The 15,057-nt window shown below is 56.4% G+C and carries 13 protein-coding genes and 3 pseudogenes; 8 read left to right on the forward strand and 8 right to left on the reverse strand.

Translation table 11 applies throughout. The features are described 5' to 3' along the window. Positions 1 to 164, reverse strand: a pseudogene (locus ACAX43_RS28150) (transposase zinc-binding domain-containing protein); the annotation flags it as partial. A 181-nt stretch (positions 165 to 345) separates the two neighbouring features. Here ACAX43_RS28150 and ACAX43_RS28155 point away from each other — a divergent pair. From ACAX43_RS28155 to ACAX43_RS28165, 3 genes are read left to right on the forward strand one after another with little or no spacing between them, the layout of a single operon-like run. Then, positions 346 to 1,593 (forward strand): site-specific integrase, encoded by a 1,248-nt coding sequence (locus ACAX43_RS28155; RefSeq protein ID WP_370711644.1) that lies wholly within the window; start codon positions 346 to 348, stop codon positions 1,591 to 1,593. Then, a complete protein-coding gene (locus ACAX43_RS28160; protein WP_063500951.1) occupies positions 1,590 to 2,498 on the forward strand; it encodes a tyrosine-type recombinase/integrase in 909 nt (302 codons plus the stop codon). The genes ACAX43_RS28155 and ACAX43_RS28160 overlap by 4 nt, the downstream gene beginning before the upstream one ends. Further along, positions 2,495 to 3,484 carry a tyrosine-type recombinase/integrase gene (locus ACAX43_RS28165; RefSeq protein ID WP_370711645.1) on the forward strand — a complete coding sequence of 330 codons (990 nt, stop codon included), beginning with the start codon at positions 2,495 to 2,497 and terminating at the stop codon, positions 3,482 to 3,484. Before ACAX43_RS28160 ends, ACAX43_RS28165 begins: the two co-directional genes overlap by 4 nt. Before the next feature lie 80 nt (positions 3,485 to 3,564). Here ACAX43_RS28165 and ACAX43_RS28170 read toward each other — a convergent pair. Together ACAX43_RS28170 and ACAX43_RS28175 are read right to left on the reverse strand one after the other, a co-directional pair. Further along, a pseudogene (locus tag ACAX43_RS28170) lies at positions 3,565 to 3,744 on the reverse strand (transposase zinc-binding domain-containing protein); the annotation flags it as partial. Positions 3,745 to 3,765: 21 nt separating this feature from the next. Next, positions 3,766 to 4,641, reverse strand: coding sequence for a site-specific integrase (locus tag ACAX43_RS28175; RefSeq protein WP_370711646.1), 876 nt, complete (start codon positions 4,639 to 4,641; stop codon positions 3,766 to 3,768). A gap of 476 nt (positions 4,642 to 5,117) precedes the next feature. Between ACAX43_RS28175 and ACAX43_RS28180 the strand changes: the two genes are divergently transcribed. Both ACAX43_RS28180 and ACAX43_RS28185 read left to right on the forward strand, forming a co-directional pair. Then, positions 5,118 to 6,023, forward strand: coding sequence for a hypothetical protein (locus ACAX43_RS28180; RefSeq protein WP_370711647.1), 906 nt, complete (start codon positions 5,118 to 5,120; stop codon positions 6,021 to 6,023). 13 nt (positions 6,024 to 6,036) lie between these two features. Beyond that, positions 6,037 to 6,903, forward strand: a complete 867-nt coding sequence (locus tag ACAX43_RS28185; protein ID WP_370711648.1) for a hypothetical protein — start codon at positions 6,037 to 6,039, stop codon at positions 6,901 to 6,903. 248 nt (positions 6,904 to 7,151) lie between these two features. Here ACAX43_RS28185 and ACAX43_RS28190 read toward each other — a convergent pair whose 3' ends face one another. Further along, positions 7,152 to 7,481, reverse strand: coding sequence for a hypothetical protein (locus ACAX43_RS28190; RefSeq protein WP_370711649.1), 330 nt, complete (start codon positions 7,479 to 7,481; stop codon positions 7,152 to 7,154). Positions 7,482 to 8,247: 766 nt separating this feature from the next. After that, complete coding sequence (locus ACAX43_RS28195) at positions 8,248 to 9,270, reverse strand: IS110 family transposase (protein WP_370711650.1); 1,023 nt, start codon at positions 9,268 to 9,270, stop codon at positions 8,248 to 8,250. Between the two features lie 271 nt (positions 9,271 to 9,541). Between ACAX43_RS28195 and ACAX43_RS28200 the strand changes: the two are divergent. After that, a pseudogene (locus ACAX43_RS28200) lies at positions 9,542 to 10,163 on the forward strand (glutathione S-transferase family protein). Positions 10,164 to 10,369: 206 nt separating this feature from the next. Here ACAX43_RS28200 and ACAX43_RS28205 read toward each other — a convergent pair. Further along, a complete protein-coding gene (locus ACAX43_RS28205) occupies positions 10,370 to 10,753 on the reverse strand; it encodes a hypothetical protein (RefSeq protein ID WP_370711651.1) in 384 nt (127 codons plus the stop codon). Between the two features lie 130 nt (positions 10,754 to 10,883). Further along, positions 10,884 to 11,420 (reverse strand): peroxiredoxin, encoded by a 537-nt coding sequence (locus tag ACAX43_RS28210; protein ID WP_370711652.1) that lies wholly within the window; start codon positions 11,418 to 11,420, stop codon positions 10,884 to 10,886. 543 nt (positions 11,421 to 11,963) lie between these two features. Between ACAX43_RS28210 and ACAX43_RS28215 the strand changes: the two genes are divergently transcribed. Both ACAX43_RS28215 and ACAX43_RS28220 read left to right on the forward strand, forming a co-directional pair. Beyond that, positions 11,964 to 12,200 carry a type II toxin-antitoxin system Phd/YefM family antitoxin gene (locus tag ACAX43_RS28215; protein WP_370711653.1) on the forward strand — a complete coding sequence of 79 codons (237 nt, stop codon included), beginning with the start codon at positions 11,964 to 11,966 and terminating at the stop codon, positions 12,198 to 12,200. Continuing rightward, on the forward strand, positions 12,200 to 12,577 hold the full coding sequence (locus ACAX43_RS28220; protein ID WP_370711654.1) for a type II toxin-antitoxin system VapC family toxin: 378 nt from the start codon (positions 12,200 to 12,202) through the stop codon (positions 12,575 to 12,577). The genes ACAX43_RS28215 and ACAX43_RS28220 overlap by 1 nt, the downstream gene beginning before the upstream one ends. A gap of 1,001 nt (positions 12,578 to 13,578) precedes the next feature. On the opposite strand, the gene ACAX43_RS28225 is transcribed toward ACAX43_RS28220, so the two are convergent. Next, positions 13,579 to 14,772 carry an MFS transporter gene (locus ACAX43_RS28225; protein WP_370711655.1) on the reverse strand — a complete coding sequence of 398 codons (1,194 nt, stop codon included), beginning with the start codon at positions 14,770 to 14,772 and terminating at the stop codon, positions 13,579 to 13,581. Positions 14,773 to 15,057: the final 285 nt, after the last annotated feature.

Genomic DNA, 15,057 nt, shown 5'->3' on the forward strand with positions numbered 1-15,057 from the left:
CGCTTGTTGTACCAGGCGATCGCGCTGATGGGCGCGGGCAGCGTGAAGACGACGTGGAAGTACTCGACGGGTAGCAGATCGGCCTGGCGTGCCTCCAGCCAGCGGTGTGCGGCGCTGGCCTGGCACTTCGGGCAATGCCGGTCCCGGCACGTAACGGAGTGCACTCCGTTACCTGCCTTATGGGAAGTTCTGCCTAACGCGGAGTTGCAGATCAGGTTCGGCGCGAATCCGGCTGGCCGTGTCGGTTTGATGTCTGGCAAGTTGCCATTCAACTCCCCATAAAATCGCGGCCTGTCCTTGCTATGGTGGTCTTGCTTTCCCTGGCAACCATCATAGGAGGATGTGATGCTAGACACATACCTGGTGGCACCCAAAACCTTGAAACGCCTGCGCTCCGGGCCCAGCGGAGCCTTCATTGATGACTTTGCTGATGCGCTCGACCGGGACGGATACTCCGCGGCCAGCGCCGTACGTTATCTGCGAGCCGCCGACCATCTGGGCCGCTTCATGCTGGCGCACGGCGATACCCTGGCCGATGCGGGTCCACAAACTCCAGAAATCTTCTATCATCATCTGCCTACCTGCACCTGTCCGGAAGCAAAAGGAGGTAAAGCCAACCGCCATCTGTATTTCGGTGCCAAGCGCTTTCGCGAATACCTGATTGAGATCGGCGTCTGCCAGGACAACAAGCCCTCGATTGCCGAGATTCGAGAACCTGAGATCGTGAACGGTTTCCGGCGATGGTTGCACACGCATCGAGGCGCGAAAGCGTCGACCATTCGGCTCTACTGTCGTGATGCCGCAGTGATCGTGGAGGTGCTTGGTAGTGACGCGACCCGGTGGGACGCAAAGCACGTGCGCACGTTCCTGTTGAACAGTGCCTGCAACTGTGGCATCGGTACCGCAGAAAAGCTGGTCACCAGCGCGCGAGCCTTCCTGCGTTATCTCGGTGTTCAGGGTTTATGTCGAGCCGGACTCGATCAAGCTGTTCCGGCGTTGGCGCACTGGCGCCTGGCGACACTGCCACGGTGTCTAAGCGCTGACGAAGTTGACCGTCTGATTGCCGCATGCGATGGCAATTCACGCGGACGCCTTCGCGATCGCGCGATTGTCCTGTTGCTGGTGCGACTCGGGGTTCGCGCTGGTGACCTGGCGAACCTTCGCATGAGCGATATCGAGTGGGAAACCGGGACGCTGCGCGTCTCGGGAAAGGGACGCTATGAAGTTCGTCTCCCGCTGCCGCAGGATGCTGGTGAGGCACTTCTGCGGTACATCGAGTCGCGACCTCGAGTTGCCTGCAGCGACCACGTCTTTGTTCGAAACATCGCCCCCTTCAAGCCGTTTATCTCAGGCGATTGCATATCGTCGGTAGTGAAGCGTGCACTAAAACGGGCCGGGGTGAGTTCGCCCGCCAAAGGCGCACATCTGCTGCGCCACACAGCGGCGACCGAGATGTTGCGTCATGGGCTTCCCCTCGACCAGATTGGCCAGGTCCTGAGGCATCGCGGCATCGATACCACGGCCTATTACGCCAAGGTCGACGTTGCGCTGCTCAGGCAAATCGCGCAGCCATGGCCGGAGGTGATGAAATGATGCCGGCCGTGGAGTCCTATCTTGCCGCGCGGCGTGCCGCCGGCTTCAAATTACTGAACGCAGACTATCTGTTGCGCAGCTTCGCGTGCTTTGCCGTCAAGCGCGGTGAAACGCACGTTCGCGCGCAAACCGCAATCGACTGGGCCGCCGAGGCTGCGTCGGTGGCCCAGCGTGACGCGAGGCTAAAGACCGTGTGTCGGTTCGCCCGGTATCTGCGTACCGAAGATCAAACCCATGAGCTGCCGCCCGCCCGGTACTTTGGCTACCGAAAGACACGCCGTGTCCCGTTCATCTACTCGCGCGCCGACATCGAGCGCCTGGTCAACGCAGCCTTGCAATCGGGTCCTCGCGATACGTTGCAACCACAGACGTATGCGACATTAATCGCCCTGCTGTCCGCCACCGGCATGCGGATCTCTGAGGCCCTGAACCTGCGGCGTGCCGACATTACCCCCGAAGGATTACTCATTCGAAAGAGCAAATTCCAGAAGAGCCGTCTGGTTCCACTGCACGAGACGGCGGCGGAGGGTTTGCAGAGGTACTTGACCCTGCGGCGGCGGGCCCGTCCGGGTGACGACCATGTGTTCGTTGATGACGATGGGCGCCCGCTCAGATATACGGTCGCTTACTGGATGTTCCAGAAGCTGCTGAAGATCGCCGGCATCGGCACCACCCACAACGGCCACCGTCCCCGCCTACATGAGCTCAGGCACACGTTCGCCGTCAGGGCACTGGAGGTGAGCCCGGAAGGGCGGGACCGTGTTGGGCGGCACATGCTGGCCCTTGCGACCTACATGGGTCACGTCAACATCAACGCCACCTATTGGTATCTGGAGGCAACTCCCGAGCTTCTGCATGACATTGCTGTCGCCGCAGAAGGGTTTCTCACTGGAGAACAGAAATGATCCCGATCGCGCCGCACATTGTGGCATTTCTTCGTCAAAACCTTGCTCATGAGAGAGGCGCCAGCCAACACACCTGCGATTCCTATGCTTGCACCTTCCAGCTCCTGTTCGAGTTTGCCGCCGGGCGACTCAGGATGACGCCGTCGTCGCTAGCGCTGGAGCAGCTCGATGCGAGACTGATCAGCGACTTCCTGGAATATCTGGAAGATACGCGCCAGAACTCGCCCGGGACTCGCAATGTCCGGTTGGCTGCAATCAGGTCCTTCTTCCACTTCCTTGAGTATCGCGAGCCCGCGATACTCGAACAGGCGCGACGAATCCTGGGCATTCCCTACAAGAAAACTGATTCACGGTTAGTGCCGTGTCTGGGCGAGGAAGAGGTTCAGGCCCTGCTCGATGCGCCCGATCCGTCAACGCGCGAGGGGATCCGGGACCGGGCGATGCTGCATCTGGCCATCTGCGCTGGACTGCGTGTATCGGAACTGACGGGTTTGCAAGCCGCCGACGTTGTGTTCCCGTCGATGAGCATCCGTGTTCACGGCAAGGGTCGGCGGGAGCGCGCATTGCCCCTGTGGAAAACGACTGCTAATGCATTGCGTGCCTGGATAGCGGTACGGGGAGCTGTTGCAGTACCGGAATTGTTCGTCAATGCTCGCGGTGAAGCAATGAGTCGCTGGGGTTTCGCGTATATCCTTAAATGCCATGCTGAGACAGCTCGTCATACGTGTCCCTCGCTATCGAAGAAGCAGGTATCACCACATGTATTGAGGCATACCTGCGCAATGATAGTACTACGAAGCACTCAGGATATCCGGAAAGTGTCCTTATGGCTCGGGCATAGCGATCTGGCGACCACTGAAATCTACACTCGCGCTGACCCAACTGAGAAGCTCGAAGCCCTCAATGCGATCGTCCCACCACATTTGCGCAGGGGTTCGTTTCGGCCGTCCGACAAGGTAATCGCCATGCTCAGGGCCAAGCTTTAATGGAGAGTTAAACGGGCGCGTAGTCCGCTCCGCGCTCGCTCCGAGACATCTTCTCCCCATATGGAACCACTTCCCATAAGGCACGAGTTGAAGGACACCTCCATCCTTGCGCAGCCTGAACAGCGCAGCACATGTCCGCCCAGTGCCGCCGTGCGGCACCGTTCGATGGCCGACATGACCTTCAGCTGCCCCAGGCTCAGGTGTGTCGTGGTCCGCCACGCTGGCCCGTGGCTGCGGAAGATGTCCGCAACCTCCAGCATGAGGCGCTACAGCGCGCGGGCCTACTCGGAGGGCAGACGGTCCAGCGGACTGGTGACCTCGTGCAGCAGGTCGGTGGCCACCTGGACGTAGAGCGCGGTGTCCTCGAGCTTCGCATGGCCGAGCAGCACCTGGATCACGCGGATGTCCACCTTCTGTTCAAGGAGGTGTGTCGCGAAGCTATGCCGCAGCGTGTGCATGGACACGCGCTTGTCGATGTTCGCAGCCTCGGCGGCGGCATGAATGGCACGGTTCAACTGTCGCGTGCTTAACTGATCGAGCGGATCGAGCCCGGGAAACAGCCATCCGCCATCAAGCATCCTGCCCTGCGCACGGGCCACGCGCCACCACACACGCAGACGCTCGAGCAGCACCGGCGAGAGCATGGCGTAGCGGTCACGGCGACCCTTGCCCTGCTCGATGCGCAGCGTCATGCGTTCGCTGTCGACGTCGGTGACCTTCAGCGCGACCACTTCGCTGGCGCGTAGCCCCGCGCCGTACGCGACCGACAGCGCGGTCTGGTGCTTCAGGTTGCCGGCCGCCTCGATGAGTCGCCGCACTTCATCGGGACTGAGCACGACGGGCAATATGCGGGGCACGCGCACCGGTTGCATCCTGACCATCAACTCGGGCCGGTCGAGCGTGACTGTGAAGAAGAACTTCAGGCCGGTGATCGCGTGGTTCAGCGACACGGCCGATGTGCCGTGGTCGACCAGATAGAGCTGGTAGCGGCGCAGGTCCTCGACGGTGGCCGTGTCAGGTGAGCGCCCGAGAAACCGGGCGAACTCACGCACGATGTGCAGATAAATGTCCTGCGTCTTGGGGGCAAGCTGGCGCATGCGCATGTCGTCGATCATGCGCTGGCGCAGTGGGCTGGCGTTTGCCGGTAAGGAGGTCATGATTCGGCTCCTGTTGAAGAACGAGGCGGATTGCCTCATTCGCCAACATAAAGCCGCGTGACCGGCCTCTCCCTGACCTTCAGCGCCGGACCGTAGCCCCTACCGCGCGAGCGGTTTAGTCCATCGACCCAACGCGGCCACTGGGTCACGCAATATCTCAAGTCGGATTCCAAGGTGTAACGGTCGTTCATTCGTCCCGTGGGCCGCGACGGCGCGCCGTAACGGTCATGGATGACGCACTGAGTCGGCCTACACAGCCTTGGGTTCCGATTTGCTCGCGGGGCGAGGTCGATCGACCGTGACGCGTACGGCGTCACTCTCCATGTTTGCAGCTTGTAACACGTCCCACCCCGACGTATAACTTGAAAAGGCTTTGACTCAAGGGGTTGGCGCCGGGTACGCGGGTTGGTGTTGAAAATCCAGATTTGCGAATTCGTAACACATGATCGCATCGCAGAGATTTCGGCTTTCCGCGCATGATGGCGACGCGCCGCTATGTTCGCGCCGAAGAAGGATTCATGACAATGTGCACAAACTACGACGTACGCGCCCGTGCTTTTGCAATTGCTGCGCTCGTTATTAGCGGCGCCTCATTTGGAGGATCTCCAGACGGCGGCATCGCGGACCCACGCACCTATTTATACAGCGAAGACAGCGTGCTCGCTGTAGGAAAAAACTTTTCTCCAAACGATATTACCGAACCCAAGTTTCCTTGTATTCATTTCACCTCTGCAGTACCTTTAGACAACGGCCCCCCGAGTACATCATTTCACCTCTATTACGTTAGAAATATAGACGAAATCGAAACAGTTGAAAATAGAGAGATTAAGGCCGACGTGAATATCAATAAAATCGGAGCTGCCGGAGATATAAAGTCTGAAATAAAAAATGCCACAACGGAAGATAGCGTCGTCATAGTAGTTAGTGCATCCACGGATTTTGGCCGTTGGCAAATACCTTCCTCCGCCTCCCTAGTACAGGAGGCTAAGGACGTTCTATCAGACGGATGGGATTTTGAAAAGTTATGCGGATCGCGGTATGTCTCCATTGAGAGGCGAGGCGCCGTCGCGTCAGCCGCTATCATAATCGGTCATGTGACCAAAGATTTTAAAGATACCGTCGCTCGCGACATAACAGTCAAAGGTGGCTATGCGGAGATCGGGGCTACCGCAACAATGGCTGTCAACAACGAATTGCACAAAGCGTCCAAACAAGACCGAGTACAAGTCCAAGTTACCGCAACGGGAGGCGGCGGCTTAGGAACGCTCGCGCAGATAGTGTCGACCGGTGTAAAGGAGTCCGATGCAATCTCCGTAGTAGAGAAGGGATTGTCGGATTTCCTAACACACTTCAAGTCTGACAATGCGCCGGCATATCAATAACGTGGTGGCCTCGATGGAGGATTTTAAGTGGAATCCTGCCGGCACCACCCGTTGGACCGATTCTCAAGAAGCCGACCTCAGGGATATTGTTGGCAGAATAAGGGAACTTACCGCACAATTGAACCGCTGGCACGACTATGAGAGCGGCGGCATCTATTCAAAAATGTACGCCGGTCGGAATGCGAGCGCAGCGATAAACGAAATTAATAGACGGCTGGCAATTTACAAACAGGAGTTTGCTGAATGTAAAAGACCGAATGAAAGTGGCCATTGCTATTTTATGGATTTCTTCTCTCCGTTGGAGACGCTAGCCCCGCCAACTGTGCCGGCTGCCGAATTTCATCTGATGCCTGATTCGGCCACAGGACCGCTTTTTAAGTCAGAATATGTTGGACGCGACGCCAAGTTTCTACTGGAGATCGGGAATCCAGTTATCTTCGTTGGGCCCAACTCATCCCAGGCGGAGCAACTGGCTCAGTTAAAGCTGTTGAATCCGAGCGTCGTCCATTTCAGTTCTCAGATATACCTTCACGGGGACCATCTAGCTCGGTTCAGAATATTGTTTATTGATACTAGCGGTGAAGAAATACCGTTCACTTCGTTCTACAGTGTCGAAGACGGGTCGCAAGCTTGGGTTGTTTGGCTTACAACGCTCAACAATGGCTATGGGATGCAAATGGAAATAGTCAGATACATTGAGTCAAATTTGAAAGCGTCTCATTCTGGGACGTTTTACCTCGATGTAGCTGATAAAATGGGGCGGCAATTTCGATTGGCGTTTATGGATAGCACGTGGAATTACTCCTGTTCGCATCCCAACATCCCCCCTAATTTACATTGGTGCTTCGTGGACTCCATGGCAAACAAGTATAGTTACTAACCGGCGTAATAATCAGTTAACACCAAGGACCAGTGGCCGTTGCGGCATATGGCGGCCGCCTTGACGCAATTCCTAGGCTCAACTCCCTTCTTGCCACGGCGGACGAATCGAACCGCTGCAATGGGCATCGACGACTGTCCGTATTAAGCGCCGTCCAGCACGTCGCTAATCTCGCCGAATCTATTAGCAAGTCGACTGGGCGCAGGACGCACACTGAAGGTTGCTGGCTGTCAAAACCTGCCACGCGGCTATTGGACTTCGCCGCGGAACAGATTGTCGATCGAAGTTTTCTCATCGCCGGGTACGACGCAGCAAGCTCCACCACCAAGATATTCGACGTCGCGTTTGCGGTAGCAAGCTGCATCGAGATTTGCCGGCTTCCCGCCTCTAACGTGAACAGACTGATACCAGGTAACGCGCGGCTTGTCCTGCATCCCGTCGAAGAGTTTTGATTGGCAATATGACCCGTCAGCCACGCACGTGCATTTGATGTTCACATCCGCATCGCCCACCGACACGTAGGCGGTTTCGGCTAGCGCGAAAGTCGCCAACAGCACAGTCGTGGCGGCCAGGAACATCAAGAAAGTAGCTGCTCTTCTCATGTGCTTGCATTCTCTGGAGTGTGTCCCAAAGGCGGCTGTCCCGTCTTCCTCGGCAACGAAGTTAATAAGACTAAGAGAGTTGTAGAGGTTGAACAGCTGTTCGTCAAACGCTGCGAATCCTAACGTCGGTGCCTTGGAAGGTCAAAAATGCTGATTCGTCAAGGTCATCCGCGGCCGGACGAATAGAAACTCAAGGTTCAGAACGCTGATCGTCGTAGCACCAGTTGCTGTACCGATTTTTGCCGCTTAGTGCAATCGACGCGTCAACGACTGGTGTCGGCGATAGGGCCGACAGTGGAATGTCTGCGCGAGCTCCCGGCCGAATGACCGTAGATGGCCGAGGTTGTGTGAAAACACTTGCTGAATGCGGCGGCCTAAGAAATCGACCCCTCAGATTGCGCCGTATTGGCTTGGCAACGACTCGGGAAGGGCAAAGTGACACCCGAAAACCGAATACTTTTGCGTTTTCACACAGGCTTATATGGACACCGCCCGGTTTGCCAAGTTGATCTTGATGTGACGCGTGAACGAGGTATCGGCTGCGGTCTTATATGCGGCCTTTTGCAAGCCGAAGCTGCGGGCCCTGATGGAATTCGCCAGGAACGTCCTCATCTCGGCCACGTGCTTGAAGCACAAGACTGTGTTCAGGTTTGCGTTCCTGCGGTCCGACCTGTCTCGCCATCACATTGAACTCAACCCTAGCAACCTACCAGTTTCTCAACGCTTCAAAGTGCCAATTCTGCTATGCGAGTCTGTTGCTTACATGATGCGCTTCGTACGAAGTCTCGTGAGCGAGGATCGCCCAGGCGATTCGCGCCATTTTGTTTGCCAAGGCCACCGCCACTACATTTGCTGGACGTCGTACCTGCATTGCCTTTTGCCATGCGGTTGGCACCTTGGTGTGACACAGAACTGAGCGCGCCCCATGTATCAACAACGTACACAGGTATGGGTCGCCTCGCCTGGAGATCGAGCCCAGCCGGATCTTTCCGCCTGTACCATTCTGGCGAGGAACAAGCCCCAGAAACGCTGCGAACTCGCGTCCCGACCTGAACGTCTTCGCATCTCCAATTGTTGCCACTAAGGCCGTTGCAGTCAGGCGGCCGATGCCCGGCACTTCGGAGATCGCACGACATGCCGCTTCGTGCTTCTGCCAGGCGCCAATCCGCTTCTCGAGCTGATCGATGTCTTCTTCGAACGCGTTGATGCGGCGCAATTGTTCGTGAAGGGTTAGGACTATTGATTGAGGTAGTGCGTCTTCGAGGTCTGCCATGCGCTCCCTGATCTCGGCCAGTCCCGCCACGCGTCCTGCACGAAACGTCACGCCGAATTCATACAGCAACCCACGCAACTGATTTATCTGCATCGTCCGGAACTTTACGAGCAACGAACGCATACGGTGAAGGCTTAGCATCGCTTGCTGATCTTCAGTCTTGGCAGCAACAGTGCGCATGCCAGGTTGCTGCACTGCAGTCCAGATTGCCCGGGCGTCCGCCGCGTCGGTCTTGTTCGTTTGCACGAAAGGTCGAATAAATTGGGCATGCAATAGCACCACCTCGTGTCCGAGCGCGCGGATCTTACGCGCCCACCAGTGAGCACTTCCGCACGCCTCGAGGGCGACCCGACCGGCGGGGCGCTGCGCGAGAAACGCGATTAAGTCGTCACGTCCGAATTTCCGATTCGCGATCTCGCCGGTTTGGGCGTCGACCCAGTACAGCTGGAACACCCGTTTTGCAATATCGAGTCCATATGTCGTAGCATTCATCTGGGGCCTCCGTTCCTCAAGTGGTTGTGTCGCAACTCCACTTTGGCACATTGATGCCGTTCGGTCCTGGGGGCCCTCGATCGTGCCCACTTCCCCGGAGGGAGGGCGGTGTCCATTCCATCTCGGCCAGTTAGAGACGTTCGACAGCAGGCCGTAAATTGGCGACAATCCTCATGCTCGCAACGGCGAGAGACGCCTTACGGCGGCCGGCACATTACATCAAAATTTTACTTGCCTAGACTGGCGGCATTGCCAATTACCAGAGCCTCGCATGCTGAAGATCCTCGGAAAAGCATCCTCCATCAACGTCCGCAAGTGCTCTGGGTTTGTGCCGAGTTGCAAATTCCCTTTGTGCGGGAGGACTGGGGCACGGGTTTTAAACAAACTGACACCCCCGAATTTCTATCGTTGAATCCCAATGGCCTTGTGCCTGTCATCAAGGATGGGGACTTCGTGGTTTGGGAGTCGAACTCGATCATCCGCTATCTGGTTTCCCGCTATGGCGGCGAAGCGCTTTATCCACCACCCCTACAAAGCGGGCAAGGATCGATCAGTGGATGGACTGGCAGGCAACGGACTTGAATCGGTCCTGGAGCTACGCATTTCTCGGCTTGGTCAGAAAATCTCCCGCGCATCAGTCACTGGATGAGATTGCCACGTCGCTCACAAGCTGGGCTCGGCACATGCGCATATTGGATAGTCAACTTCATGCAACAGGCGCGTTCGTCGCCGGGGAGCAGTTCAGCCTCGCCGACGTTCCTATCGGATTGTCCGTGAATCGCTGGTTCAGCACTCCGATTGAGCGTCCCCGCTTTCCCGCGGTGTCCGATTATTTCCACCGCCTTGCCGATCGCCCCGGCTTTGCAGCGTATTGCAAGAATGGAACACCATAATCGCCGTTAGGACCCTGAGCTGTGTTTCCGGCCGCGAGGAGTTCTTGGCAAGCGAACCCGCAAGTTCGTCGCCGCCCAGCGATCTGATGACCTAGATCGCCGATAATCGCTCTTCCTGAAGTCGCAAACGCGGGCGATGACGATGGTCGCCAGTTGGCCAGACGCAATACCAGGCAGCGTCACAACCCGAGCGCATTTGGCGTTATCTATTTGTTTCCTTTCAGTCTCGAGTTGAGAAGCGCATATTTTTCCTGCGAGGTATCCGCCAATGCCGCTTCGCGAGTGGAAGGCGCGTCGTCATACGGCACCGGTTCGGCGAACTGGCTCACGGTCAGATCCCACTTTTTTCCGTCGATCAGGTTGTAGAAGTGCGTGCCGCCCGACGTCCGCGTAGTAAGAATCTCACCACTGAAATAATCGTGCACAACGAGCGAGGTGACGCTGCAATGATTCTGCGCCGGATTCGATGGTGACCAGGCGTTGGTCGGACTTGACGTGTCTCCGGACCATACGCGCGAGATTGCTCTATACAAATCGAGCGGCGTCGCAAATGTCTTCGATACGGAGTGCATCCGATCTTCCTGTTTCATCGAAAAAAATCCCTTGTCCAATGTGAAAGCGGCGCCAGACCGACGAAAGTCGGAGCCGCGAAGGGTTCGGCCCAGCGCGATCGTCGTAAACCGGCCGCTCGACAGGAGCAGCTGATTCGAGGTTAGACGCTCAGTTACCGCAACGCGTCTCCAGCCAGGAGAGCACCTGAGCCGCATTCCGATCGGGCGGAAATACCGGATAGAAAACGTGTTCAATTACCCCATCGTTAATGATCATCGTCAAGCGCTTCAACAGCGTCATGCCGGCAGTAGTGAACGTCGGTAGGGAAAGCGCCTTTGCCAACGAAAGATGCTCGTCTGACAATAGCGGATACGGGAGTTGCAGACGCTCAACAGCGCCTCGTTGATAGGGCGTATCTTGCGTTGAAAGTCCAAAGATATAGCTTGCACCCGCTACCTTGATTTCCCGTGCATGATCGCGGAAGGCACATGACTGCGGCGTACATCCCGCAGCGCCGGGGATTGACACCCACCCGTCCGGCAGCGGACCGTCAGGACGCTTTTTCCAGGGGTAGGCGTAAATAATCACGCGGCCCGCGAGACGACTCAGGTCAACAGTGTCGCCGTCCGTCGAGTTCAACGCAATTCGGGGCACGGGATGGCCCTTCAGGTGACTTGCGCCACCGTCGTCAATAGGGACCGGCATGGTTGACCAGTCGAGCCACGGTGTCTCAACGCGCGAGAGCGAATATCGCGGGCTAGATCCGGACAGTGCCTCATTCTCAAGACCGACGGGTTCCCCTATAAGCTAACGGCGCGGAAACTCCAGAGCGGAGAAATGTGCTATTCCTGTGATGGACTGCCAGATAGAGCAGGTAATTATTGGCGGGCTCCACGAGCTCCATTTCCCTATCGATCAGGAACGGAACATTCAATACCGGGGTGCCGACCATCGTGAAATTCTCGTCAGTGAAGAGTAAACGCACGTGAACACCTGCCAGAATCTAATGCTTGTAAGCGTAACACTTGAAGGCTTACCCTTCGAGGAACTAGCAAAGGCCACACGTAAGCATTTTGGGCTTGTTTGTCTCACACTTCCTCGTAATAGGTCGAGGACATGTGGGCGTTCCGAGGCAGGCGAACGACTCAAGCAGTAGCGCTTCTGTTCCGTCAAGTTATGCGGAGGACCTTGCCGCTTGACCGCTGCGGTCTGATGGACTAATATGGGCTTAGTCCATTAGGAGCAGTTATGCAGACAGTCAATATTCACGAGGCGAAAACCCAGTTTTCGCGCCTGGTCGATGCCGCAGCCAGCGGTGAGGAAATCGTCATCGCCAAGGCCGGCCGGCCGGCCGCCCGACTGGTGCCGATGGAGCGGGCGAAGGTCACGCGTCGTTTCGGCGGCCTCAAGGGCAAGGTCCGTATTGCGGACGATTTCGATGCCCCGCTTCCCGGTGATGTGATTGCAGCATTCGAGGGTCGTTAATGCGCCTGCTTCTTGATACACACGTCTACCTCTGGTCGGTCATGGATGACCGCAAGCTGACTAAAGCGGTGCGCAAGCTGATTCTGGAAGCTGACGAAGTATATGTAAGCAGCGCGAGCATCTGGGAGGCTTCGATCAAGGTTGGTCTCGGCAAACTTGAGGCCGACGTCGATATGCTTGTTTCAGAGATTGAGGCCAGCGGATACTTGGAACTGCCAGTACGCGCCGTTCACGCTGCATTGGTTCGCAATCTGCCTGACATTCATCGCGACCCGTTTGACCGGCTTCTGGTAGCGCAGGCAATGTCGGAGCCGTTGCGGTTGGTCACTTCGGACGGTCATCTGTCGAAGTACACCGATCTCGTTATCACTGTGTAGGAAAAGCGGCTCGCGCCGTCGTGCGGGCAACATAGGGAAAGAGAAAGACCATGCAAACCAAGCAAGAGATAGTGGCTCGTGTTTAGACAAAATAAAGTTGTATAGTGATGGCATTGATTCCAAAGGATTTTTTCGAATCGGTGCGTCATCTCTGTGAAAGGTTGTATAGTGCAGCCATTGATTTAAAACGAAAAAATATCAAAAATCAGGGGTGAATTTTCAGTTTGTCGCCTTTGACTAACCCTTCCGCCTCGAGTGGCAAGGGCTCGTGCTTTGTTTCGACTGCCGTTCTCCGGATGAATTGTGGGTTCGCTCGTGCTCTGGGTGGGCAGATAGCTATCGACGCAATTAAGGTCTTGACCTCCGCCGAGGCGCCGGCGCCTGCGCCTGCGTTGCTTCTTGGTGATGGCAATGGCTTGCGTCCTTCTCTTTTTCGCTGCATCGGGCGTCAGACCTACGGACTGTCCACACGAAGCCTCAGTCTCTTCGTCCGTCGGACATTGCGCTCGTGATGGATGGACGATGGCCTCGCCATTGCCTGGTGACCGTGTCTTGAGGAACATCAAGTTCTAGCGGCTTTGCGGAATACTAGTTGCCGCTGACGAAACGCGACAAGACCCTTGGTGGAGCAGTGGCTAAGATAGACGCTGAAAGGGTAAATATTGTCTCGGACATGCACGTTCCCGGTCGTCAGATCGCACACTCTCTCCGGCCTCGAATGGCGGCTCCGTGAGCAACGAACGTCTGATGGCTGGGTACGTCTATAGCGTCTCCGACCTTCCGATAGACTCTGCACAAGGGGGTAATACCCGCTCATTTTTTGAGCAGCAACCAGGCATGCAGGATACCTAATCGAAATTAACCAGCGGCGAACGACGATCCGCGAAGAAAGGCCAAATCGTCAACTACCGCGCCTGAGTGGTGCCGTATGTCGATACGCGAGTTAAATGTTGCTCTTTCAATTAATGCATTGAAAGACGTCCGTTTACCGCGTTGTTTTTTCAACGCGCATCATCAGAACGAGCGCCGCGAAACATTTCCACTCTCGAAACCCGAGCAAGGACCCATAGGAAAAGCAGTCCGACTAGGAGAAACGGTCCCCCGGTAGACGTCGAAAATCCCATCCCGCCTTGCTCGCCAATCGCACCACCGACGACGATATTTCCTAAGAGGGAGCCGACGCCCCAGAGCGAACCAGTAGCCACATACGCTGACGTCAGCTCGTGACCACTGAATCTGTTTCCTACCAACGTCATCCCGAGGGCAAAAATGCTACTACCGAACCCTCCGAACGCAAAGGCAACCATAAATCTCAATACGGGTTGATGCAGCACCCCAACAAGAACGAAGGAGAGTCCGCCGTACACCAAACAGACGACGGAAAGCAACAGCCGTTTGTCTGTTCTGTCAGAGTATGTTCCAACTAGCGCAGGAATCGTAACGCCCCCGAGGAGGCACGCTGACAGAAGGAGCGAGGAGGATGCGCTTGATAAACCCAATTGCATACCTAGGATGGGTAAGAATGTGGATTGTGCTGTGTCTTTCATGCCAATCAGAACAAACAGGACGGCGATCAACGGAGCCTTGGTCAAGAAGTTCCGGATGGAGGTGTGCGCAGGATGTTCAAGGTGCTGATTCTCGGAGGAAGGGCGCAGACACGCAACAAGTATTGCGGTCAATCCGACCAATACCCAAACGGTAGCAAACGGCGAAAGGCCGCCAAACACCGACGCACTAAGAAGTGCAGGGCCGGCGGACAGTCCGACACCTAAGATCGCGGTGTAGATACCCATAATGCGGCCTCTCGAGTCATCGGGGGTAGATGCTCCCAACAACGTTTCTCCAGCCGCGCAGAGCGCGGCTGTGGACAATCCCAGCAGGGTCCGGCAGACAAACCACACAAGTAGATTGTCGGACAGGGCAAGGAGGGCGAGCGCAGTCGCCTCCACGCTTAAGGCGAGTGCGCATGCGTTTCTGCAGCCGACGCGGGTGATCGCACGCGGTAGGACCAACGCCACCAGAAGCATCGCAATGCATTGACCGAGACCATTCATCCCGATTGCGCCGGCGGACAATTGGCGCTGCGCGAGCGTGATGGAGATCGCCGCATTGCGAAATCCCATGAGAGATGCATAACAGCCCATCATCGTCAATATGACGTAGGGTTCGTGGGCGACAGCGGTAATACGCTTCATATCTGAATGCCCCTTGATAAAGCTGTGAGCTGGTGGTTAGGGATTCGTAAGATCACGACCGAACCTCTATCAAATAAATCTCAGCCGTGCACTGCGACGCGTGTGGTATGGGGCAGTTCACGGAATGGTAGGAAGTCGTCAGAATATGCAAGAGACATAAAACGATGACTGCCCGGCGACCGCGGTGAAGTTTATGTCATGTCGACGAAAGCACTGGATCATTTTTACTCACATGACCTTGAGAAAGTTTGACGCGAAAAAACCTTGCTGATCGATGCAGGGGTC

Source organism: Paraburkholderia sp. IW21, from assembly GCF_041321145.1.
Classification (GTDB): Bacteria; Pseudomonadota; Gammaproteobacteria; order Burkholderiales; family Burkholderiaceae; genus Paraburkholderia.

What these genes read in the sequence shown, in the direction of transcription:
- ACAX43_RS28155 (WP_370711644.1), top strand. Translation starts at nt 346, where the DNA reads ATGCTAGACACATACCTGGTGGCACCCAAAACCTTGAAACGCCTGCGC.
- ACAX43_RS28160 (WP_063500951.1), top strand. Translation starts at nt 1,590, where the DNA reads ATGATGCCGGCCGTGGAGTCCTATCTTGCCGCGCGGCGTGCCGCCGGC.
- ACAX43_RS28165 (WP_370711645.1), top strand. Translation starts at nt 2,495, where the DNA reads ATGATCCCGATCGCGCCGCACATTGTGGCATTTCTTCGTCAAAACCTT.
- ACAX43_RS28175 (WP_370711646.1), bottom strand. Translation starts at nt 4,641, where the DNA reads ATGACCTCCTTACCGGCAAACGCCAGCCCACTGCGCCAGCGCATGATC.
- ACAX43_RS28180 (WP_370711647.1), top strand. Translation starts at nt 5,118, where the DNA reads ATGATGGCGACGCGCCGCTATGTTCGCGCCGAAGAAGGATTCATGACA.
- ACAX43_RS28185 (WP_370711648.1), top strand. Translation starts at nt 6,037, where the DNA reads ATGGAGGATTTTAAGTGGAATCCTGCCGGCACCACCCGTTGGACCGAT.
- ACAX43_RS28190 (WP_370711649.1), bottom strand. Translation starts at nt 7,481, where the DNA reads ATGTTCCTGGCCGCCACGACTGTGCTGTTGGCGACTTTCGCGCTAGCC.
- ACAX43_RS28195 (WP_370711650.1), bottom strand. Translation starts at nt 9,270, where the DNA reads ATGAATGCTACGACATATGGACTCGATATTGCAAAACGGGTGTTCCAG.
- ACAX43_RS28205 (WP_370711651.1), bottom strand. Translation starts at nt 10,753, where the DNA reads ATGAAACAGGAAGATCGGATGCACTCCGTATCGAAGACATTTGCGACG.
- ACAX43_RS28210 (WP_370711652.1), bottom strand. Translation starts at nt 11,420, where the DNA reads ATGCCGGTCCCTATTGACGACGGTGGCGCAAGTCACCTGAAGGGCCAT.
- ACAX43_RS28215 (WP_370711653.1), top strand. Translation starts at nt 11,964, where the DNA reads ATGCAGACAGTCAATATTCACGAGGCGAAAACCCAGTTTTCGCGCCTG.
- ACAX43_RS28220 (WP_370711654.1), top strand. Translation starts at nt 12,200, where the DNA reads ATGCGCCTGCTTCTTGATACACACGTCTACCTCTGGTCGGTCATGGAT.
- ACAX43_RS28225 (WP_370711655.1), bottom strand. Translation starts at nt 14,772, where the DNA reads ATGAAGCGTATTACCGCTGTCGCCCACGAACCCTACGTCATATTGACG.